The organism is Streptomyces profundus, from assembly GCF_020740535.1.
Lineage (GTDB): Bacteria > Actinomycetota > Actinomycetes > Streptomycetales > Streptomycetaceae > Streptomyces > Streptomyces profundus.
Window position 1 is genome coordinate 5,263,547 of the sequence record NZ_CP082362.1, and the last position, 20,453, is coordinate 5,283,999.

Genomic DNA, 20,453 nt, shown 5'->3' on the forward strand with positions numbered 1-20,453 from the left:
GCCGAGGATCGCAACCAGGCGGCAGTCAGGGCGGCGAAGCGCTTGCTGGTCGTGGCGGTCGCCCTCCGGGACGGCCGAGGATCGCAACCTGCATGGGCGGGGCGGTGCCGGCGGCGACGTCCGGTGGCGGTCGCCCTCCGGGACGGCCGAGGATCGCAACCGTCGTCCACCAGTCGCCAGTAGTCGCCGTCGGCAGTGGCGGTCGCCCTCCGGGACGGCCGAGGATCGCAACGATGTAGCCGGCGTCGCCACCGGTCATCGCGATAGCGTGGCGGTCGCCCTCCGGGACGGCCGAGGATCGCAACTCCAGCGCGGCCTCACACCGCCCCAGCAGCTCGCGCTGTGGCGGTCGCCCTCCGGGACGGCCGAGGATCGCAACTCGATGACCCACAGGGGTTGCCCCTGCTCGTCGAGAAGTGGCGGTCGCCCTCCGGGACGGCCGAGGATCGCAACTCCCACACCGCGTCCTGGGAGAGGCGCCAGCCGGCGGGTGGCGGTCGCCCTCCGGGACGGCCGAGGATCGCAACGACGCGGTCGACCTCTCACCCGCCGCCATCGCCTGGGGGGGCGGTCGCCCTCCGGGACGGCCGAGGATCGCAACACCGAGGGGACGGCAACCACGCCCTGCCCGCCGGTCGTGGCGGTCGCCCTCCGGGACGGCCGAGGATCGCAACAGCTTGAACCTCTCGATGTACTGCACGCCGTCACCCGTGTGGCGGTCGCCCTCCGGGGCGGCCGAGGATCGCAACCCGACCGCCAGCGAATCCTCCAAGCCGGCAATGGATGTGGCGGTCGCCGTGGCGGTCGTCCTCCGGGACGGCCGAGGGTCGTTGCCTCCGGGGTGGGTGGGGCTGAGGCGGCCGACGGTCGCGCGTCGGGTGGTCAACTCGGGGGCGTCGTGTTGGCCGGCGGGGGCAGCGAGCTGTGCTGTTTTCGCAGGTCAGGTCGGTGGAGGGGAGAGCCCGGCGGTCGGGTCGTCTTGTCGTCGTGGTGTATGACCCCGTCGCGGGGGCTCCGGACACGGAGCCACCGCGTGGGGGTCAGTCGGCGATGCCGAAGAAGGAGATGGCCTCGGCCGCCATGCCGCTCATGGGGAGGGTGTGGCCCGCGCCCCGGACCGTGATGGACTCGACCCACACGGTGCCACCCGCGTCGGCGAAGTTCTCCCGTTCCCAGCCCGGTTGGGGCTGGTCAGTGAAGCTCGGGGTCTGGCTCAGGCCGTGGACGTCCGTCCACTGTTCGGTCGCCTCTCGGAGCAGCTGGAACGGGACCAGGGTGTCGTCCGTGCCGTGCCACAGCTGGATCGGCGGGCGAGGGCCGTTGTAGCCGGGATGGGCCTGGCGCACGGCGTCGCCCCACGTCTGCGGGGTCTCGTCCTTCTGGCCGTTGACGCACTGGCTGTTCCAGGGCGGGAAGTCCGCCTCGTCGAGGAAGCAGGAGAAGGGCACCCCCATGAACGCCGCGCCGGCGGCGAAGACGTCCGGGTAGAGGGCGAGCAGGGCGTTCGTCTCCATGCCGCCGGACGAGCTGCCGGTGGCGAAGGTGCGGGCGGGGTCGCCGCCGTACTGCTGGTGGGTGTAGCTGACCATCGAGGCGATGGAGACGGGATCGCTGCCTCCGTCGCGGGTCTTGGACTGGGGCGACCAGACGTCGAAGCAGGTGCCGAACGCGGTCTGTTGGGTCGCGGTCGGGTAGATCACGATGAAGCCGTGCTGGTCGGCCAGCCCGTTGAAGCCACTGGACTGGGCGAAGCCGGGACCGTCGCCGCCGCAGCCGTGCATGGCGACCACGACGGGCGGGTTCGGCTGGGTGTTGTCGGGGACGTACACGTGCATCCGGGTGCCGCCCGGGTTCGGGCCGAAGTCGGTGATCTCGACCAGTTCGGCGGCGTGGGCCGTCGAGGGCAGGCCGAGGGTGGTGACGGCGAGCAGCAGGGTGCCGGCGAGTGCGGTGAGCGCGGCTCTGATACGCCTCATGGTGCCTCCTGGGCTGTGATGTCCGAGCGATGTGCGGGGTGTCCGCGACATCGCGGCTCGTCTCGTTGCGTCGGCGCGCGGGGGAGCGAGCAGGGTCAGGAGACGGCCTGGCCGCTTTCGCGCCAGCTGGCGGGGTGGTAGGAGGTGGCCGACAAGTCCCCGTCCTGCCCGGGCCCCTCGGCCGCGGCGCCGTTCAGCGCCTCCAGGACGGCGTAGTACGCCTCCTTCTTCTGGTAGTTGGCGTCGAACAGGAGTGGGGACTCGTCGCCGCGCCAGGAGTACTTGTCGGTGATGCCCCAGACGGTGATGCCGGTGCAGCGGGAGACGGCCAGGCACGCCTCGGTGACGCCTCGGTAGACGTTGGCCTGGGCTGCGCCGGAGCCGCCGACGTCCAGCTCGGTGATCTCGACGTCCACGCCGAGGTCGGCGAAGCGCTGGAGGTTCTGCTGGTAGGTGCTGAGGTCGGAGTCCTGGCCGAGGTGGGACTGGAAGCCCACGCAGTCGATCGGTACACCGCGGGCCAGGAAGTCCTCGACCATCCGGTAGATGCCGTCGCTCTTGGCGTTGATGCCGTCGGTGCTGAAGTCGTTGTAGCAGAGCTTGGCGGCGGGGTCGGCGGCGTCGGCGGCGCGGAACGCCTCCTCGATCCAGCCGTCGCCCAACTGCTGCTGGAGGTTGGACTGGCGGCGGCTGCCGTCCCACTCGAACGCCTCGTTGACCACGTCCCAGGACGAGATCTGGCCCGCGTAGTGGCCGGCGACCCCGTCGATGTGGTCGAGCATCGCCCGGCGGAGGTCGTCCCCGCCCAACCCCTGGACCCAGCCCGGCTGTTGGGCGTGCCAGACCAGGGTGTGGCCGCGCACCTCCATGCCCTGGCTCTGCGCGTGGGCGACGATCTGGTCACCGCCACCGAAGGTGAACTGGCCCCGGTTGGGCTCGGTGGCGTCCCACTTCATGGCGTTCTCGGCCACCACACTGTTGAACTCGGCGTTCAACGTGGACGTGTAGTCCGCCTCGCCCAGGAGCTGTGGGCCGATGGCGGCGCCGTAGTACCGGCCGCTCTGCTCGGCCGCCCCGCGCAGGGTGTCTGCGGCGTGGGCGCTGCCGGCGAAGGCGAGCATCCCCGTCGCCGCCAGTGCGGCTGACGTCAACGCGGCGACCGCTGTTCGGATCCGTCGGCGTGGGTGTCCCTGCTCGGCTGCTCTGGTCATCGCGGTTGCTCCTTCTGTGTGGGGGGCGTGGAGTCAGGGGGTGGTGAGGTCGAAGCTGGCGACCAGGACGCTGCCGCCGAGGGTCCGGGTGGCGTGGTGGAAGATCGCGAAGCGGTAGCCCAGGAAGAACTGCCACTCGTGTTTGAGGGTGAGGCCGGGGCCGAGGTCGGTGAAGGCGGAGCCGTCGGTGCTGTAGGAGAAGTGGGCCTGGCGTCCGGCGCCCGGGCTGATGTCGACTCGGGCGCGCAGCCACATCCGGGTGTGGGGGACGGGGGCCGTGGCCCGCTCGGTGCCGGTGGAGACGGTGTTCCAGCCGCTGTCCATGGTGATGTCGTCGACCATCGCCAGGCGGGTGGTGCCGTCCTCCCTGAGCAGGCCGAGGTAGGCGGAGGAGTCGCGCAGCAGGGCGAGGCCGGCGCGGTCTCCGTCGGTCATCTGGCTGTGGTCGATCTCGATGGTGGCGGTGGAGGTGGGCCCCTGGACGCGGTGGGTGAGGGTGTTGCGCGCGGCGTAGAGGTCGTCCGTGACGGTCGCTGTGGTGAGCGTCAGCCCGTTGTCGACGGAGAACCGGCCGGTGTCGGGGTTGTGGTTCCACTCCCACCGTGGGTCGAGCGCCGTGCCGGCGAAGGTGTCGAGGCCGGTCATGGGCCTGGTCTCGCGCGGCGGTGGGGGCAGGGCGGGCTCGGGGTAGGTGGTGCCCCAGGCGCCGTTCACCAGGTGGAGTTGGGGCCATCCGTCGCTGGTCCAGGTGATCGGGGCCAGCGCGGGGACCCGGCCGCCGGGGTAGGCGTCGATGAAGGCGAGGTAGTACCAGTCGCCGCCGGGGGTGTCGACCAGGCCGCCCTGGTGGGGCACGCCGCCGCCCGGGATCGGGCCCGGCAGGTCGAGCAGCAGCTCCCTGATCTCGTAGGGGCCGAAGGGGGAGGCGGACTTGAGGATGTACTGGCCGTTGGCCGGGCGGGTGAGGAAGATGTAGTAGCTGCCGTTGATCTTGTAGAACCTGGCGCCCTCCAGTGTGCCGATGCTGGTCGGGGTGGTGAAGACCTGCTCGTTGCGGACCTCGCTCGTCAGGTCGTCGGTGAGTTGGGCGACGAAGATCTGGGTGTTGCCGTGGGCGACGTAGGGGGTGTCGCCGTCGAAGAGCAGGCCGGCGTCGAAGTAGGAGCGGGGAATGGTGGCGATCCGCTGCCAGGTGGCCTCGACGTCGGTAGCGGTGTAGACGTGGGTCTGGGAGAAGTCGGTCTGGCCCAGCCAGTAGAAACGGCCCTCGCTCGCCCGGTGGTTGAGGGTGGAGGCCCAGATTCCGTCCACATAGGCCCGGTCGCCGTCCAGGTCGTACTTGGCGCCGAAGTCCAGGCGGGGCACGGAGTGTCCGGCGAACTCCCAGTCCACCAGGTTCCAGGAGCGCAGGACGGGCGCGCCGGGGGAGTAGTGCATGGTGGAGGCGGAGTAGTAGAAGGTGTCGCCGACGCGGATGACGTCGATGTCGGCGAAGTCCTGCCAGAGCACGGGGTTGGTGAAGTCGGCCAGGGGGCGGACGCCGGTGGCCGGGGCGCCGGTGGGGGGCGCTGCCGCCGATGCCGGGGAGTTGAGCGGTGGCAGGGTGGGGAGGGCGGCGGCGAGCCCGAGGCCGGCCGCCCCGGCGATCAGGCCGCGACGACCGGGGTGGGGGGTGGGTGACATGAGCGGCTCCTGGTGTGGGGGCGGGCCGGCGGGTCAGCCGAGGTCGGCTTCCCAGGTGGTGCCGTCGGAGGCGGCGTCGTCGGCGAGGCGGTCGCGGGCGGCGGTGTCGGCGTAGAGGCTCCAGCGCATCCAGTCCACGAAGGTGGCGCGGGTCTGCGGGTAGGTGACGCCGTTGCCCCAGACGTACTCGTCGTGGCCCTGGCCGACATGGGTGAGGAAGGCTTTCGGCGCCGCCAGTTCGGAGTACGCCTGGCGGGCCAGGGAGTACTGGCAGACGGGGTCCTGATCCCCGTGGACGAACAGGGTGTTGGCGGCGACCTCGCCGGTCGGGTCGCCCATGTCCACGCAGGCGAAGGGGGCGGCGGCCCTGATCCTGCTGTCCGGCCAGGCGGTGAGCAGACCGTGGGTGGTCATTCCGCCCAGCGAGTGGCCCGCGACGCCGACGCCGGCCGCGACGGCCAGGCGCCCGGCGAAGGGGTCGCCCGAGGTGTCGTTGAGCGCGAGGGTGCGGGTGATGACCTCGGAGACATCCATGGACTGGTTGCCGTTGTAGACGTCCTGGATGTTGCCTTCGGTGCCCTCCGAGGTGGTGGGGAAGACCGGCGCCGGCACGACGAAGCCGGCCTCGGCCAGCGGCAGGATCTCCGCGAGGTAGACCTCGGGGGTGCCGTACAGGCCGTGGCTCCACTCCACGACGGGGAACGATCCGTCGGCGACGGGGGCGTCGCGGACCGGGTCGCCGCCCGGCGAGCCCTGCGCCGGGTACCAGACGCGGGTGACCAGCGCGCGGTCGCCGCGACTGAAGTGGAACTCGCGTAGTCCGACCGCGAACGGCTCGGTCGGGGCGTCCGCTGTGGGGAGCGGGCGGGTGGGGCGGGTGGCGAGAGCGTTGCCCGTCGTGGCCGATATGCCGAGGGCGAGCGCGGAGCCGGCGCCGAGGGTGAGAAGGGTGCGCCTGGTGGGGGGCATGAGCTGCTCCTCATGTGGGGGTGAGGGTGGGGGACCGGTGCGGTCGTCCGGGGTCGGCGGGGCGACCGCACCGGCAACACGCCTTTCAGCAGGTGGAGTTGGTCTGGGTGGCCAGGCCGAGGTGCCAGGGCAGCTGGGAGTAGTCGCCGCCGGCCGCCGGGTCGATTCCCTGGTAGAGCAGTTGGAGCTCGCAGGAGTCGATGGTCATGCGCTGGTCGACGCCGTTGCGCAGGAGTTCGCCGTGGCTGACGTCCTGGGTCCAGGCGCCGTTCGGGAAGGAGACGTTGTTGGCCCGGGCGAAGGGGTTGTCGGGGGTGTCGGCCAGGGGCTGCCACGGGCTGTCGAGGGTGTCGGCGGTGAAGGAGCGGTACCAGCGCCGGCCGTCGTTGCCGATCGCCTCCATGATCAGGAGGTAGGTGTCGGTGTCCTCGACGTAGTAGACCGCCTCGCCCTCGAAGAGGTTGTTGGGCGTGTCCTCAAGGACGATCCGGGTGTTGTCGAAGCCCTCGGGGAACGCGGCGACGGTGGTCTCCGCGCGGTAGAGGTGCCCGTTGTCGTCGGCGGAGAAGAGGTAGCACATGGTGTCGTCGCAGATCACCCAGTAGTCCAGCCAGTGGCCGTTGCCGATGTTCTCGCGGACGATGTCGGGCATCTCGTCCTGGTAGTTGCGCGGCGCCGACCAGCTGTGGGGGTCGCTGGGGTCGTTGGAGACGGAGTACGAGGGCAGTCCGGTCTGGTAGACGAGGTGCCACTCGTCGCGGGGCTCGAAGTAGAAGAGGTGGGGGGCGGCGGCGTAGCGGTTGCCGATGTTGGGGTTGGTGTCCAGGAAGGTGTGGGGCGCGCTGTTGGCCTGGGACCAGTCGGTGAAGCTGGTGTGGGCCAGGCTCCAGGCGCCGGCGGTGTTGGCGACGGTGAAGTAGACCTGCCACGCGCCGTTGTGGTGCACGACGGTGGGGTCCTTGACGGAGACCACGTCGTGGCCGGCGTCGGGTTTGACCGAGACCACCGGGCCGGGCGAGGTCCACTGGAAGTTGTCGGGCAACGCGGCGGCCGACGGTTCCTCGGTCGCGAGGGCCTCGGCGGCGGGTGCGCCGGTGGCGCGTTCCTCGGTGGCGGTCGAGGCGGCTGACATCGTGGGTGCCACGGTCAGCGCCATCGCCAGGCCGGCGAAGGCGGCCAGCGCCGCGCGCAGCGGACGGCGGCGGCTCCGGCGTCGTGAAGCGGACATGAGAACTCCCTGGCTGGTGTGTGGGGGGCGTCCTCGGCGGCGACAGGGCGCCACCCGAGAACGGGGCGGCCCGGCGATACCGGGGCCGGCGACCGGAGGAGGGGGGAGGGCTCCGGCCGCAGCGCGTCCTCGTGAACGACGCGCTGTTCGCAGCTGGTTGACGTGATGTCACCCGGGGGTGGCGCGCGCGGCCTACGCCGGGTGGTGTCGTGTTGGTCGAACATCGAGGTCCTCTCCGGCGCCTGGCCAGGCAGCGGGGGTGGACGGTCCCGGCGGCGTGCCGAGCCGCCGAACGCGCCGCCGAGACCGAGCGGTTGACGGCGGAAGCGTCGTCCCCTGCCCGCGCGTTCGAGATCTCGAACGCTGTTCATCACTGCGAACAGAGAATAGGAGGGGTGTCCGGACGCGTCAATGCGCCTGGCCCGATTGTTCTGACGGGCAATTAGCCGAATTGGCTTCGACCGCCCGACCGCACCCCCGCTGACCTAAGGGAAAACGAATACCGCGGGGGCGGAAGGAAATTCCGGCCGGGGTCACGTGAGGCGTCGTTGGCTATCCACAATCTTCGACACAGGGACCCGAAAAACACCGAGAACACACGAACACGCACCCATCGGTGGACCGTTCGGTAAGCCCGAACAGCGTCCGGAGTTCTTGCGGTGCGGCGTGGTTTGGCGGCCGTCGCGGAAAGCGATCCGCCGCGTCCCCGGGCGGCGAACGCCCCGTTCTCCACCGGCGGCCGGCCAGGGGAAACCGAGTTCGGCACGCCGAGTTCGGGAAACCGGGTCGCGGGCCCGCGTTCAGGGCGACGAGTTCGGTGCGTTTCGCGGGTGTGCATCGGCGGGTGTTCATCAGGGGGTGTTCATCGGCGTGGCCCTGCGGCGGATTCCCGTGGGCGCATTCGGTTCCGGCGGGCCGCGACATACGCGCCCGCGATCCTTCTGCTCGCCGCCGACCGGCGGGATCGGCAGCGGATCGCCCAACACACGGAGAAGCAGGTGCCGTCGGCATATCCACGGCGCGTCCTCCCGGGCCGGCGAGGGCGCGGGAAGACGCCGGGGCGGAAGGCTCGGTCAGGCGGCGGGTTCGATGTGGAGGACGGCGGTGGTGTCGAGGATGTCGACGACCTCCAGGCTCATGGCGTCGTTGATGGTGGCGACGACGCCCTCGCCGCAGCTCAGCCCGACGCCTCCGCCGCCCGCCGACGAGACGCCGCCGCCCCCCGAGCAGCCGGCGACGCTGTAGCCGGACCCCGTCAGCGGTGCGACCATCTCGACCTCGCCGCCGCTGATGCCGGTGACCTCGATCGGCCCGAGGCCGTAGGTGTCCGGCACGGTCACGACATCGCCCACGGCCACCTCGATCTCGCAGGTTCCGTCGGCGCACGGCCCGGTCGGGGCCGGCGTCTCGGTGGGGGGCGGCGGGTCGGACGTGGGTGACCCGGTGTCGGCCTCGCGCGGGGACTCGGCGGAGGAATCCGACGAGCCCGACGAGCCCGACGAGCCCGACGAGTCGGATGAATCAGACGAATCGGAGGAGCACGACGTGAGAGCCGCGCACAGGAGGACGGCGACCACCACGGCGGATGGCGTTCCGCGCGGCGGCGACTCCGCCCCCGCCGGGCCGCTTCGTGGGCGGCCGGCGCCGTGACGGCGGCCCCTTCGGATGTGGCGTGTCGCGATACCCGCTTCCACCTCGAACTCCCCTCGGCGGGGGCCGCGTCCGCCGAACCGGACTCGTCGGACCATCGCTCCCGCAACGTTCTCCCGCGTGGATGACGCGTCGTCGGCGGGGATCAGTTCCCGGTGTCGACGAAGGCGGCGAGGCGGTCGAGTTCGCGCAGGGTGTCGTCGGGGTTCTCGTGGTCGGGGAGTTCGAACAGGACCCGGTCCACGCCGGCCCGCCGGTAGGAGTCGAGGGCTTCGGGAGCGCCGCCGTAGAGGGTGACGTTCATGGTGCGGCCGGATTCGGCGGCGCGGTCGAGCAGTTCCGCGACGCGGTCGCCGAGCTGTTCGGCGGTGAACAGGGGGAGCGGCAGCCAGCCGTCCCCGTGGCTGAGCACGCGGTCCAGCACGGTCGGTCCGACCCCCGCGATCAGGATCGGCAGCGGGCGGTCGGGTTTCGGCCAGCACCATATGGGGTCGAAGTCGACGAACTCGCCGTGGAACTCCGGCTCCTCCTCGGCCCAGATCGTCCTGATGGCGGCGACGTGTTCCAGCATCCGCGCCAGCGGTCGCGCGGGGTCGACGCCGTGGTTGGCCATCTCCTCGGCGTTCCAGCCCGGGCCGACGCCCAGTTCGAACCGCCCACCGGAGATCCGGTCCACGCTCGCGACCTGTTTGGCCAGGGTGATCGGGTGGTGCTGGTTGACCAGCGTCACGGCGGTTCCGAGACCGATGCGCCGGGTGGTGGCGGCGATCGCCGCGAGGGCGGCCAGGGGGTCGAGGGTGTGCGCGTAGTGACGCGGAAGCGGCTGCGGCTCGGGCGCGCCCACCGGCCAGGGGGTCAGGCGGCTGGTCGGGATGTGCGTGTGCTCGGCCAGGAAGAGCGAGTCGAACCCGCGCTCCTCCACCGCTTGCCCCAACGGGACGGGGGCGATGCCGTAGTCGGTCAGAAAGGTGACGATGCCGTGGTCCATGCGCCGAGCCTGCCATAAATGTCAGCGCTATGACACTTAAGGGTCGGGGTGCTAGGGTGCGTCGTCTGGATCTTCGTGGACGGCGGCGGATCGCGGCTCGTACTCCCGGACGGAGTCTGGGGGAGTCGCGAGCCCGGCAAGATCCAAACGACGTGCCCCAGCGTGACGCGGTGACGGAGAGCAGGAGCGTGCCCATGCGTGCGGACGCCCGGCGCAACCGGGCCGGCATCGTGGCGGCGGCCCGCGCCGCGGTGGCGGAGGGGGGCGGCGAAGTCCCCCTGGAGCAGATCGCGTCGCGCGCGCAGGTCACCGCGCGCACCCTGTTCCGGCACTTCCCGACCAGGGACGATCTGCTGGCCGCGGTGCTGGACGACTACTTCGCCGAGCGGGTGGAGCCGGTGCTGCTGCGGGCCGCCGCCGACCCCGACCCGCATCGCGCGATGGTGACGGTGTTGACGGAGAGCGCCACCGCCTTCGTCGAGCATCCGGGGATGCTCACGCTGATCGACGGCGGTGCCCTGACCGGGGGGATCGCGACCCGCTACCGGCGGCCCCTGGCCGAGGTCCTGTCCCGGGCGCGGCTGGCCGGTGTGGTGCGGGCCGACGTCACGCCGGACGACTTCCCCTGCCTGGTCACCATGTTGGTGGCCAGCGCGCGGCACGCCCCCGGCGGCTGGTCGCGCTATCTCGCGCTCCTGGTCGACAGCCTGTCCCCCGAGGCCGCCCGCACGCCGCTCCCCCCGGCGGGGACGTGAGGCACCCGCCGGGGGGAGCGGCTGGCCGGCGGCCGGCTCGCCCGCGCTGACGCCGTCGGCGAGCGTCAGATGTGGTGCCGCTCCCGTGGCGCGGCCCGTCTCACAGGGGTGGTTATGGGCGTTGGGTGGGTACCGCTATCACCTCGGGCCCCCGCTCCTCGACCTCCTTGATCTGCTCGGGGGCGACGCCGGCGTCGGTGATGACGAGGTCCACCTCCTCCAGCGGTGCCACCCGGCCGAACTCCTCGCGGCCGAACTTGGAGCGGTCCGCCATGACGACCGTCTGCCTGGCGGCCTTCATCAGGGCCGCCTTGACGTCCGCCTCGGGCAGGTTGTGGGTGGTCAGGCCGTGGCGGAGGTTGATGCCGTCGACGCTCAGGAAGACCTGGTCCATCGTGATCCGGCCGACGTGCTCCAGGGCCCAGGTGCCCACCGCCGCACGGGAGTTCTCCTGGATCCTGCCGCCCAGGAAGTGGATGCCCACATGGGGGTGGGCGGCGAGTGTGGAGGCCACGATCAGCGAGTACGTCACCACGGTCAGGCGGCTGGACCTGGGGATCAGCTCGGCGAGCTTGATCGTGGTGGTGCCCGCGTCGATGCCGATGGTCGAGTTGTCGGCGACCCTCTCCAGCGCGCCGGCGGCGATCGCGTCCTTCTCGGCGTCGAAGAGACCGGCCCGGTCCGTCACCGGGGTGGAGAACGAGACCCGCTGGACATGGACCGCGCCGCCATGGGTGCGGCGTAGGAGGCCGCGGCGTTCCAGCGCGCTCAGGTCGCGGCGGACCGTTTCGGGGGTCACGTTCAGGATCTGCGCCAGATCCTGCACGGACGCCCGGTCGCGGAGCCTGATCACGCTCATGATCTCGCGCTGACGCTCAGCTGCGTACATCAACTGCCCTCACATCCATCGAAACGGAAGCCCGTTTCGCTCCCTCTTGTTTTGATTCTGTTTTTTTCGGGGGTGCTCATGTTACGTTCATCTTCGACTTGCTCCTAGACGTCGCGTAGGTCCGCGTACGTCACCTATGGGCGAAGTGGTCGCTTGGGACCAGAGCGAAGGGTTCAGTGCAGTGAAGCAGGCTGTCTACCACGGCATCGAGGACGTTCGAATCCAGGAGACGGAGGTTCCGGTTCCTGGCCCCGGTGAGATCGTCGTGCGCAACCGGGTCACCCTGACCTGCGGCACCGACGTGAAGATGTTCATGCGCGGTTACCGGTACGAGCCGCCCCACCTGATCGGCCACGAGGCGGCCGGCGTCGTGCACGCCGTGGGGGAGGGCGTGACCCGCTTCGCCGTCGGGGACCGGGTGGTGGCGCACAACACGGCGCCCTGCCACGCCTGTTACTACTGCAAGAAGGGCAACCACTCGATGTGCGTGGACCTGCCCTCCAACCTGGGCGCCTACGCCGAGTACCAGCTCATACCGGCCCGCATCGTGCGGGAGACCGCCTTCGCCATCCCCGAGGGGATGGACTTCGAGCAGGCCGCGCTCACCGAGCCGCTGGCCTGCGCGGTGTACGGCACCTCGCAGGTGCCCATCGAGCTGGGGGACACCGTCGTCGTCAACGGCTGCGGTCCGATCGGGCTGATGTTCGTGCGCCTCGCGCACCTGCGGGGCGCCATCGTCATCGCGGCCGACGTCAACGAGAAGCGGCTGGCGCTCGCCGAGAGGCTCGGCGCGCGGCACACCGTGGTCGTGCGGCAGGGCGAGAGCCAGGTCGACGCCATCAAGGCGCTGACCGAGGACGGGCGCGGCGTCGACATCGCGATCGAGGCCACAGGGCTGCCCCAGGTGTGGGAGTTGGCCTTCGACATGGTCTGCCCCGGCGGCACCGTGCTGTTCTTCGGTGGGACGAAGAGCGGCACCTCGGTCGAGTTGGACTGCACCCGGTTCCACTACGACCAGATCACGGCCAAGGGCGTCTTCCACACCACCCCGATCCATGTGCGCGCGGCCTTCGAGCTGCTGCGCACGGGCGCCATCCGCCACGAGGACTTCGTCCAGAACTCCTACGAGCTGGACGATCTCGAAGCCGCGCTGCGCGAGCACGCCAGGGGCGACGTGATCAAGAACGTGATCCGTTACCCGTGACCGCATCCACCCACGCCAGCGAGGAAGCCGGTGAACCAGCCATGACCACCCCCCTGATCGACGAGGACTGCGTGCTGGTCGGCGTCGAGGCGGCCAGCAGCACGGAGTTGCTGAGCCGGATGGCCGACGACCTCGCCGAGCGCGGGTATGTGGCGCCCAGCTTCCGGGACGCCCTGTTGGCCCGCGAGGAGAAGTACCCCACCGGGCTGCCCACCAACGTGCTGAAGGTGGCCATCCCGCACACCGACCCCGAGCACGTACACCGGTCGTTCATCAGCGTCGCCCGGCTGGCCCGCCCCGTCGCGTTCCACGAGATGGGCAACAACGACGCCACGGTCGCCGTGGAGCTCGTCTTCGTGCTCGCGATCGCGGACGGGAAGTCGCAGCTCGGCACGTTGCAATCGCTCATCGGGATGTTCTCGGACGAGCCGACCATGGTCCGGCTGCGGGACGCCGAGGACGGCGCCGCGCTGTACGCCGTCGTCCAGGAACGCATCGGCGACCTAGGCCGGGACGACCCGCCAACTCCCTGACACACAACGAAGTGCACCGAACAGAGGGAATCACATGAAGACCATCATCGTGGCCTGTGGTGGCGGGATCGCCACCTCCCAGACGGTCGCCGTCCGGCTGGAGAGCCTGCTCGCCGACAACGGTCTGCGCGGCGAGGTCAACGTCGAGGCCATCAACATCAACTCGATCCCCACCTACATCAAGTCGGCCGACGTGTACGTCTCGATCGCCCAGCAGGGCGAGCAGGAGTACGACATCCCGACCTTCAGCGGTATCCCGTTCCTGACCGGCATGGGCGCGGACACCGAGTTCGAGAAGATCCTCGCGGCGCTCCGGGCCGGCTGAACACCGCGCCTCCGCCGTCGCGGAGGCGCCCGCCTCGCCCCGTTTCAGGGGAGTCCCCCACCTCTCTCCCCGGCACACCGTTCCCCGGCTCGGCGTGCGGTCCCCCGCCCTCGTCCCCGACGGGCGCCGCCATTTTCCGCACCACCCTGATTCGACAAGGACCGTCGCGTCATGAACCTGCTCGAAAGTTTCTTCCAAGGGCTGATAGACCTGGGCGCCCCGGTGTTCCTGGCCTTCATCCTCACCGCCATCGGCCTGATCTTCCGCATGAAGCCCACCCGGGCGGTATCCGCGGGCCTCACCCTGGGCGTCGCCCTCGCCGGCATATCGCTCGTCGTCGACTACATGATCGCCAACGTCGGCGCGGCCTCCCAGGCGTTCATCGAGAACACCGGGGTGACCCTGAGCGCCCTGGACATGGGCTGGCCACCGGCCCTCGGCCTGGCCTGGGGTTGGCATTTCGCCTTCCTGATGTTCCCGATCCAGATCGTCATCAACCTGGTGATGCTGGCGTTCCGCTGGACGTCCTGCCTCAACGTCGACATGTGGAACGTCGGCAACAAGGTGCTGACCGCGTTCCTGGTGCAACACGTCTCCGGCCAGGTGTGGCTCGGCTTCGTGGTGGCCGGCGCGCAGTCCGTCGCCGAGTTGAAGAACGCCGACGTCACCCGCTACCGGCTCCAGAAGCTGACCGGTATCCCCGGGGTCTCGATGCCGCACCCGATGTTCCTGACCGGCATCTGGCTCTACCCGATCGTCAAGATCATGGACCGCCTGCTGCCGTCCACCTGGCATATCGAGGCGCAGGCGCTCCGCAACAAGATCGGCGTCTTCGGCGAGAACCACGTGATGGGCTTCATCATCGGCTGCCTCATCGGTGCCGTCGGCGGATACGGCCTGAGCGAGACCCTGACGCTGGGCATCCAGGCAGCCGCGGCGCTGACCCTCTTCCCGCTGGTCGCCAAGTTGTTCACCACCGCGCTCACGCCGGTGAGCGAGGCCGCCACCAACTTCACCAAGAAGCGGTTCGGCGGCCGGGAGTTCACCATCGGTCTTGACTGGCCGGTCATGGCGGGCCGTTCCGAGCACTGGCTGGTGATGATCCTCACCATCCCCGTGCTCCTGGCCTACGCGCTGATCCTGCCGGGCAACCTCGTCCTGCCGTTCGGCGGCCTGATGAACATCTGCCTGGTGGTGCCGCTGTTCTTCTTCACCATGGGCGACTTCGTCAAGATGGCGATCGGCACCGTCATCGGACTGCCCATGCAGCTGTATGTCGCGACGTACTTCGCCCCGTACTTCACCTCGCTCGCCGAGAGCAGCGGCGGGGTGGAGACCCCCGAAGGGCAGATGCTCGGCTGGTTCGGCATGGACATATCCGAGCTGCGCTACATCGTCGTCGAGGCCGTGCAGGTGACCCCGGTCGGAATCGCCCTGGGCGCGGTCACCGTGCTGCTCACCATCTACTACTTCCGCGGCATCAGCGCTGACGACCGCGCGATCCGAAAGGAGTTGGAGGGTGACCCCGTTGCCGCCTGACCAGACCGGCGGGCCCGGGCGGTGGACCCGCGCCGCCTTCTACGCCGGAGTGGTGCTCAGCGCCGTGCTCCTGGTGCTGTCCATCCTGACCTGGAACGTCCTGCTGGGGCTCGGCTCGCTCGTGCTCGCCCTGCCCCTGTACCGCCGCCTCGACATCGTCGGCGTCACCCCCGAACCGCGCCGCGTGACCGCTGAGCAGGCAGCCGACTACCGAAGGAAGCGACCCGTATCGTGAACGCCGACCACACCACCGCGTCCGTCCCGTCGGTGCTCGGCCCCATCGTGGACGTATGCGCCGACCTGTACCGACTGGGGTGGGCGGAGAACCACGCGGGGAATCTGAGCTACCGGCTCACGGACGCCGAACTGGCCTGTTTCCCGCCCTCGGACGGGACGCGCGGCGCGAGGTTCGAGAGCCCGTTCCCCGACCTCGCGGGCGCCTCGTTCCTGGTGACCGCGGCCGGCAGCCCGTTCCGGCTGCTGGTGAAGGACCCGACCAGGCACACCGGCGTCCTCACGGTCTCGGCCGACGGCTCGGCCTACACCGTCGTCTGGGGGTTCGAGGACGGGAAGCGGCCGACCAGCGAGCTCCCCGCCCATCTGCGGGGCCATCAGGAACGCGGGAAGGTGGAGCCGGACAACCGCGTCATCATGCACTGCCACCCCACCAACACCGTCGCGCTCACCCAGGTGCACGAGTTGGACGAGGCGTCGATGACCCGCACCCTGTGGGCGTCGAACTCCGAGAGCATCCTCGCCATCCCCCGGGGGATCGGGCTGCTGCCCTGGATGGTGTGCGGCACGGACCACATCGGCGTCGAGTCGGCGGCCAAGCTGCGTGACTCCAGCATCGTCGTGTGGGCCAGCCACGGCGTGCTGGTGGCGGGCCGGTCGGTCCAGGCCGCGATGGGCGTCGTCGAGAGCGTCGAGAAGGCCGCGAAGACCTACCTGCTCACCAGGGGAGGGGAGCGGCGTCCGATCGCCGACCACCAACTGCGGGAGCTCGCCGCGGCGTTCGGCATCGACCCGCCGGCCCGGTTCCTGCCCTGAGCGGTGCTCGCCCGCCCCAGGCCCACCGCCCACTTCGTCTTCGTCCTCACTCGGGAGGGATCACCATGGCCCGCAGTTTTCTCAGCGAGGGAGTCTCGCCCTCAGCGCGGGCGCTGGAGGGCGTCGCGCTCGACTCCGGCGCCTCCATCGGCGTCCACCACGATCCGATGTACGCCTTCGTCCGCACGCCCTCGCCGCGGCGCACCGTCGCCCTGGTGAGCGGTGGCGGTGCGGGCCACGAGCCCATGCACGCCTCGTTCGTCGGCCAGGGCGGTCTGGACGCCGCCTGCCCCGGCGAGGTCTTCACCTCCCCGCACAACCGGCAGATCCACGCGGCCGGCGCCCGGGTGGCGCTGCCGGGCGGCGTGCTGCACCTGGTGAAGAACTACACGGGCGACCGGATCAACTTCGCCATCGCCGCCGAGCGGCTGCGTGCCGACGGCCACCGCGTGGCCGAGGTGCTGATCGACGACGACCTCGGCAGCGACGGCAGCGACGTCGGCCGCCGGGGCACGGGCGCCACCGTCGTGGTGGAGAAGATCCTGGGAGCCGCCGCCGACACCGGGCTCGGCCTGGACGAACTGGCGGACCTCGGCCGGCGGGTGGTCGCACGGTCCCGCAGCATCGCCGTGGCCAACGGTGCCCACACCTCTCCCGGGCCCGACGGCGGCCCGGCGTTCGACCTGGCACCCGGCCGGCTGGAGTACGGCGTCGGCATCCACGGCGAGGCGGGGTCGGACACCTTCGAACAGCCGGACCTGGACACGCTGGTCGGCCGCATGGTCGACCGGCTCCTGACGGCGCTGCCCACCGCGCCGGCCGGCTACCTGCTGCTGGTCAACGGTCTTGGCGGGGCCAGCAACCTGGAGCTGCTCCATGTGCTGGCCACGGCCGGCGACCAACTGGCCGACCGGGGGGCGCGCCTGCGGGGCGCGCACAGCGGCACCTGGGCCTCCGCCCTGGACATGCGCGGCTTCTCGCTCACCGTGACCGCGCTCGAAGAGGAGTGGCTCGCCCACTGGCTCGCCCCGCACCGCACCCCGGGGCTGCCGACGCCGGCCCCGCTGCCCGAGCCGCTCCCGACCGGGCGGACGGCGAGCGGGCCGCGGGGCCAGGCGTCCGTGCCCCCGGTGCGCTCCGCCTGGTTGGACGAGTTGGCCCGGCTCTTTCAGGAGCGGAGGGCCGCGTTCAACGCGCTGGACCAGCGGACCGGTGACGGCGACCTGGGGACGAACCTCGCCGGCGGCACGGCGACCGCGGCGCTGAGGGCACGGACGCCCGAGCCCGCGCTGGCCGACGACCTGGCGGCCGTCGCCGGGGCGTTCCTGGACGATGTCGGCGGTTCGAGCGGCCCGCTGTTCGGCCTGCTCTTCCAGCGGATCGCCACCGCGCTGACGGCCCCGGGCGAGGGCGCGGAGTCCGAGCGCCTGGCCGAGGGGCTGCGCGCCGGCCTGGACGCGGTGTCCCGGGTCGGCGGCGCCGAGCCGGGCGACCGCACCCTGCTGGACGCCCTGCACCCCGCCGCCTTCGACGGCGGCGCGCCCCGCGCGCGCTTCGACGAGGCGGCGGTGCGGGCCGCCCTGGCCGGGGCCGCGGCCACCCGCGACCTCGTCGCGCGCCGAGGCCGCGCCAGCTATCTCGGCGAGCGCGTCCTCGGCTTCCCCGACCCGGGAGCCGTGGCGCTGGCCGCCGTGCTGCTGGCGCTGTTGGAGCGCCACGACGGCGTGACCAGGCCCGCCCTCCAGGCCGAACTGGCGGAGTTGACGCGCTCATGAGCGACATACCGCACGCGGGCGAGGGCATCGGGGACGGGGGCGTCGGCGTCAGCCCGGGCCACGCCATCGGGCCGGTCGCCAGGATGGCACCGCCGATCGCCGAACCGGACGCGGCGCCGCGCCCCGCCACCACCACCGCGTCCGCCGAGCACGACCGCTTCACCACCGCGAGGGACGCGGTCGCCGCCGAACTCACCCGCCGCGCCGAGGCCGCTGGGGAGGGGACGGCGGGCGAGGTGCTGGGCGCCCTGGCCATGATGGCGGCCGACTCCACCCTGGAGGGCGATGTCGCCACGGCACTCGCGGAGTCAGGGGTCACCGCCGAACGCGCCACCTGGGTGGCCGCCGCGCGGATCGCGGAGCAGCTCGCCGGCCTCGGCGGCTATCTGGCGGAACGCGCGGGGGACGTCCGCGATGTGGGGAACCGCGTCGTCGCCGAGCTGCGCGGGGTGCCCGCCCCCGGGCTGCCGGCGCCCGGCCACCCCTATGTGCTGGTCGCCGAAGACCTGGCGCCCGCCGACACCGCCACCCTGGACCCGGCCACCGTGCTGGCCGTCGTCACGGCGGGCGGCGGACCGCAGTCGCACACCGCGATCCTCGCCCGCGCCCTCGGCATCCCGGCGGTCGTGGCCGCTCCGGTGGCCGGCGAACTCGTCGACGGCACCGAGGTGTACGTGGACGGAGTCCATGGCGCGGTCGTCGCCCGCCCGGAGGCCGCCCACCGCGAGCGCGTCGCGGCATGGGCCTCGGTCAGCCGCCGCCTCGCACGGTTCGAGGGCGCGGCGGCGCTCGCGTGCGGCAGCCCCGTCTCCCTCCTGGCCAATGTGGGCGGGCCGGCGGACGCGGTCGCGGCGGCGCGGCTCGGCGCGCGCGGCGTGGGCCTGTTCCGCACCGAGTTCTGCTTCCTCGGCAACACGGACGAGCCGACGCATGCCGATCAACTCCGCGCCTACCGGGAGGTGTTGGCGCAGTTCCCCGGCGGCACCACGGTGGTGCGCACGCTGGACGCCGGCTCCGACAAGCCGCTGCCGTTCGTCACGACGGGCCGCGAGGCCAACCCGGCACTCGGCGTGCGGGGCTTCCGCACGGCCGAACGGGATCCGGGGGTGCTGCGACGCCAACTGCGGGCGCTCGCGGAGGCCGCCGCCGGAACGGACACCGCGCTGAGGGTGATGGCCCCGATGGTCACCACGGTCGCGGAGGCGGCCCGGTTCCGGGAGCTCTGCACGGAGGCGGGGATCGCGGAGTGCGGCGTGATGATCGAGGTGCCGGCAGCCGCGCTGGACGCCGAGGCGTTGCTGCGCACCGTCGACTTCGTCAGCGTCGGCACCAACGATCTGACCCAGTACACGATGGCGGCCGACCGGGAGCACGGCGCGCTCAGCGCGTTCCACGACCCGTGGCAGCCGGCCGTCCTGCGGCTGGTCCGGCAGGTGGCCGAGGCGGGTGCCGCCGTGCGCGGGGAAGCGACCGGCGCGGAGAAGGGCGTGGGGGTCTGCGGCGAGGCCGCGGCCGACCCGGCGCTGGCCGTCGTCCTCGTCGGCCTCGGCGTCACCAGCCTGTCCATGACCGCCCGTGCCCTGCCGACGGTGGCCGCCGTCCTCGCGTCGGTCACCCGTCAGGAGGCGACCCGCCTGGCCCGGGCGTGTGTCGGCGCGCCCGACGCCCACACCGCCCGCGCGACCGCGCGCGAAGCCCTGCCGGCCCTGGCCGACCTCGGGCTCTGAGCCGCGCGACCCCTGTCTGACCACCCGGACATCCGCACACCCGGAGGAGAGAACCGATCATGCCCACCAGAACCGCCGTTGTGGCCAGCGCCGCCGGTCTGCACGCCCGGCCCGCCACGCTGTTCGTGGAGGCGGCCCGCGGCCAGCCGGTCAGGGTGACGATCGCCCGCGCCGACGGCCCGGCGGTCGACGCCGCCAGCATCCTGGCCGTGCTCGCCCTCGGTGCGAGCCAGGGCGACGCCGTCACGCTGAGCGCCGAGGGGGAGGGCGCCGACGAGGCCCTGGCGGCCCTCGCCGCCATCCTGGAGACGGACGCCGACACGCCTGCGTGAACCCAGGCGGGTGCGGGGCCGGGGCCGGGGGCCCCGGCCCTTCGCCGCGTGGGGTCAGATGGCGGTGTGGGGGCCGAGGCGGTGGTAGGTGCGGTCGTGGAAGACGAGGGGGGTGGTTTCGGGTTGGGTGTTGGCGGTGAGGGCGAGGAGGGAGATGAGGTAGCTGCCGCCGACGGGGGTGCGTTCGAGGATGCGGGCGCGTATCCAGGCGTGGGCGTTGTCGATGATGGGTTCGCCGGTGGGGAGGGTGGTCCAGTCGTTGGTGGCGAAGCGGTCGATGCCGGTGGTGGCGAAGCGGGCGGCGATGTGGTCCTGGGTGCCGGTGAGGAGGCTGATGGTGAGGGTGTCGGCGGTGGTGATGGCGGGTGCGCTGGATGAGGTGGCGGCCAGGGAGAAGGCGAGGAGTGGGGGGTCGGCGGAGACGGAGATGACGGAGGTGGCGGTGAAGCCGACGGGCCGGCCCTGGTGCGTCGTGGCTATCACGGCGACGCCCGCCGGGTGTTGACGGAACACGGACTTGTACTGCTCCACGGTCAGTCGGTCCTCGCCGACGCGTTCGCCCGAGGTCATCGGGGACCTCCGGGATTCGGGGTCACGGGTGGCGCGACGAGGCTCGGGG

At 71.6% G+C, this 20,453-nt stretch carries 19 protein-coding genes, 1 pseudogene and 1 CRISPR repeat array (1 of these 21 cut by a window edge); of the genes and pseudogenes, 11 read left to right on the forward strand and 9 right to left on the reverse strand.

What is annotated here, in order from left to right:
* A CRISPR array of direct repeats spans positions 1-834; the repeat unit is 37 nt; unit sequence GTGGCGGTCGCCCTCCGGGACGGCCGAGGATCGCAAC; it begins 22 nt to the left of the window's first position.
* Positions 835-1,040: 206 nt separating this feature from the next.
* The 7 genes from K4G22_RS23275 to K4G22_RS23305 all read right to left on the reverse strand — a co-directional run bounded on the left by K4G22_RS23275 (position 1,041) and on the right by K4G22_RS23305 (position 9,705).
* The gene (locus K4G22_RS23275) at positions 1,041-1,976 is read right to left on the reverse strand and encodes an extracellular catalytic domain type 1 short-chain-length polyhydroxyalkanoate depolymerase (RefSeq protein ID WP_228082289.1); all 936 of its coding nucleotides are present in this window, start codon (positions 1,974-1,976) and stop codon (positions 1,041-1,043) included.
* A 95-nt stretch (positions 1,977-2,071) separates the two neighbouring features.
* Positions 2,072-3,187 carry an endo-1,4-beta-xylanase gene (locus tag K4G22_RS23280; protein WP_322785128.1) on the reverse strand — a complete coding sequence of 372 codons (1,116 nt, stop codon included), beginning with the start codon at positions 3,185-3,187 and terminating at the stop codon, positions 2,072-2,074.
* Positions 3,188-3,220: 33 nt separating this feature from the next.
* Positions 3,221-4,870, reverse strand: a complete 1,650-nt coding sequence (locus K4G22_RS23285; protein ID WP_228082290.1) for a glycoside hydrolase family 43 protein — start codon at positions 4,868-4,870, stop codon at positions 3,221-3,223.
* Between the two features lie 33 nt (positions 4,871-4,903).
* On the reverse strand, positions 4,904-5,839 hold the full coding sequence (locus K4G22_RS23290; protein ID WP_228082291.1) for a poly(ethylene terephthalate) hydrolase family protein: 936 nt from the start codon (positions 5,837-5,839) through the stop codon (positions 4,904-4,906).
* Positions 5,840-5,924: 85 nt separating this feature from the next.
* Positions 5,925-7,067 (reverse strand): glycoside hydrolase family 62 protein, encoded by a 1,143-nt coding sequence (locus K4G22_RS23295; RefSeq protein ID WP_228082292.1) that lies wholly within the window; start codon positions 7,065-7,067, stop codon positions 5,925-5,927.
* Positions 7,068-8,140: 1,073 nt separating this feature from the next.
* Entirely contained in the window at positions 8,141-8,419 is a 279-nt protein-coding gene (locus tag K4G22_RS23300) for a hypothetical protein (protein ID WP_228082293.1), read from the reverse strand.
* Positions 8,420-8,862: 443 nt separating this feature from the next.
* A complete protein-coding gene (locus tag K4G22_RS23305) occupies positions 8,863-9,705 on the reverse strand; it encodes an LLM class F420-dependent oxidoreductase (RefSeq protein WP_228082294.1) in 843 nt (280 codons plus the stop codon).
* Between the two features lie 194 nt (positions 9,706-9,899).
* Here K4G22_RS23305 and K4G22_RS23310 point away from each other — a divergent pair, with 194 nt between their 5' ends.
* Positions 9,900-10,460: a TetR/AcrR family transcriptional regulator gene (locus K4G22_RS23310; protein WP_228082295.1), complete on the forward strand. Its 561-nt coding sequence runs from the start codon at positions 9,900-9,902 to the stop codon at positions 10,458-10,460.
* 112 nt (positions 10,461-10,572) lie between these two features.
* On the opposite strand, the gene K4G22_RS23315 is transcribed toward K4G22_RS23310, so the two are convergent.
* On the reverse strand, positions 10,573-11,349 hold the full coding sequence (locus K4G22_RS23315; RefSeq protein ID WP_228082296.1) for a DeoR/GlpR family DNA-binding transcription regulator: 777 nt from the start codon (positions 11,347-11,349) through the stop codon (positions 10,573-10,575).
* A gap of 181 nt (positions 11,350-11,530) precedes the next feature.
* Between K4G22_RS23315 and K4G22_RS23320 the strand changes: the two genes are divergently transcribed.
* From K4G22_RS23320 to K4G22_RS23360, 10 genes and pseudogenes are all read left to right on the forward strand, one after another.
* A complete protein-coding gene (locus tag K4G22_RS23320; RefSeq protein ID WP_228082297.1) occupies positions 11,531-12,553 on the forward strand; it encodes an alcohol dehydrogenase catalytic domain-containing protein in 1,023 nt (340 codons plus the stop codon).
* 41 nt (positions 12,554-12,594) lie between these two features.
* Complete coding sequence (locus K4G22_RS23325) at positions 12,595-13,086, forward strand: PTS sugar transporter subunit IIA (protein WP_228082298.1); 492 nt, start codon at positions 12,595-12,597, stop codon at positions 13,084-13,086.
* 34 nt (positions 13,087-13,120) lie between these two features.
* A complete protein-coding gene (locus K4G22_RS23330) occupies positions 13,121-13,411 on the forward strand; it encodes a PTS sugar transporter subunit IIB (RefSeq protein ID WP_228082299.1) in 291 nt (96 codons plus the stop codon).
* 171 nt (positions 13,412-13,582) lie between these two features.
* Positions 13,583-14,950, forward strand: coding sequence for a PTS galactitol transporter subunit IIC (locus tag K4G22_RS23335; RefSeq protein WP_228082300.1), 1,368 nt, complete (start codon positions 13,583-13,585; stop codon positions 14,948-14,950).
* Positions 14,931-15,185, forward strand: coding sequence for a hypothetical protein (locus K4G22_RS23340; protein WP_228082301.1), 255 nt, complete (start codon positions 14,931-14,933; stop codon positions 15,183-15,185). Before K4G22_RS23335 ends, K4G22_RS23340 begins: the two co-directional genes overlap by 20 nt.
* The gene (gene rhaD / locus K4G22_RS23345; protein ID WP_228082302.1) at positions 15,182-16,000 is read left to right on the forward strand and encodes a rhamnulose-1-phosphate aldolase; all 819 of its coding nucleotides are present in this window, start codon (positions 15,182-15,184) and stop codon (positions 15,998-16,000) included. Before K4G22_RS23340 ends, rhaD begins: the two co-directional genes overlap by 4 nt.
* A 65-nt stretch (positions 16,001-16,065) precedes the next feature.
* Positions 16,066-17,049 (forward strand): annotated as a pseudogene (locus K4G22_RS32015) (dihydroxyacetone kinase subunit DhaK); the annotation flags it as partial.
* A gap of 81 nt (positions 17,050-17,130) precedes the next feature.
* The gene (locus K4G22_RS32020) at positions 17,131-17,775 is read left to right on the forward strand and encodes a DAK2 domain-containing protein (RefSeq protein ID WP_425336806.1); all 645 of its coding nucleotides are present in this window, start codon (positions 17,131-17,133) and stop codon (positions 17,773-17,775) included.
* Positions 17,772-19,502, forward strand: coding sequence for a phosphoenolpyruvate--protein phosphotransferase (ptsP, locus tag K4G22_RS23355; RefSeq protein ID WP_228082304.1), 1,731 nt, complete (start codon positions 17,772-17,774; stop codon positions 19,500-19,502). Before K4G22_RS32020 ends, ptsP begins: the two co-directional genes overlap by 4 nt.
* 59 nt (positions 19,503-19,561) lie before the next feature.
* A complete protein-coding gene (locus K4G22_RS23360) occupies positions 19,562-19,834 on the forward strand; it encodes an HPr family phosphocarrier protein (protein ID WP_228082305.1) in 273 nt (90 codons plus the stop codon).
* A gap of 54 nt (positions 19,835-19,888) precedes the next feature.
* Here K4G22_RS23360 and K4G22_RS23365 read toward each other — a convergent pair whose 3' ends face one another.
* Positions 19,889-20,404: a flavin reductase family protein gene (locus tag K4G22_RS23365; RefSeq protein WP_228082306.1), complete on the reverse strand. Its 516-nt coding sequence runs from the start codon at positions 20,402-20,404 to the stop codon at positions 19,889-19,891.
* Positions 20,405-20,453: the final 49 nt, after the last annotated feature.

Excerpts from the sequence above, each read along its gene's own strand:
- K4G22_RS23275 (WP_228082289.1), bottom strand. The coding sequence starts at position 1,976 with ATGAGGCGTATCAGAGCCGCGCTCACCGCACTCGCCGGCACCCTGCTG.
- K4G22_RS23280 (WP_322785128.1), bottom strand. The coding sequence starts at position 3,187 with ATGACCAGAGCAGCCGAGCAGGGACACCCACGCCGACGGATCCGAACA.
- K4G22_RS23285 (WP_228082290.1), bottom strand. The coding sequence starts at position 4,870 with ATGTCACCCACCCCCCACCCCGGTCGTCGCGGCCTGATCGCCGGGGCG.
- K4G22_RS23290 (WP_228082291.1), bottom strand. The coding sequence starts at position 5,839 with ATGCCCCCCACCAGGCGCACCCTTCTCACCCTCGGCGCCGGCTCCGCG.
- K4G22_RS23295 (WP_228082292.1), bottom strand. The coding sequence starts at position 7,067 with ATGTCCGCTTCACGACGCCGGAGCCGCCGCCGTCCGCTGCGCGCGGCG.
- K4G22_RS23305 (WP_228082294.1), bottom strand. The coding sequence starts at position 9,705 with ATGGACCACGGCATCGTCACCTTTCTGACCGACTACGGCATCGCCCCC.
- K4G22_RS23310 (WP_228082295.1), top strand. The coding sequence starts at position 9,900 with ATGCGTGCGGACGCCCGGCGCAACCGGGCCGGCATCGTGGCGGCGGCC.
- K4G22_RS23315 (WP_228082296.1), bottom strand. The coding sequence starts at position 11,349 with ATGTACGCAGCTGAGCGTCAGCGCGAGATCATGAGCGTGATCAGGCTC.
- K4G22_RS23325 (WP_228082298.1), top strand. The coding sequence starts at position 12,595 with ATGACCACCCCCCTGATCGACGAGGACTGCGTGCTGGTCGGCGTCGAG.
- K4G22_RS23330 (WP_228082299.1), top strand. The coding sequence starts at position 13,121 with ATGAAGACCATCATCGTGGCCTGTGGTGGCGGGATCGCCACCTCCCAG.
- K4G22_RS23335 (WP_228082300.1), top strand. The coding sequence starts at position 13,583 with ATGAACCTGCTCGAAAGTTTCTTCCAAGGGCTGATAGACCTGGGCGCC.
- ptsP (WP_228082304.1), top strand. The coding sequence starts at position 17,772 with ATGAGCGACATACCGCACGCGGGCGAGGGCATCGGGGACGGGGGCGTC.
- K4G22_RS23360 (WP_228082305.1), top strand. The coding sequence starts at position 19,562 with ATGCCCACCAGAACCGCCGTTGTGGCCAGCGCCGCCGGTCTGCACGCC.
- K4G22_RS23365 (WP_228082306.1), bottom strand. The coding sequence starts at position 20,404 with ATGACCTCGGGCGAACGCGTCGGCGAGGACCGACTGACCGTGGAGCAG.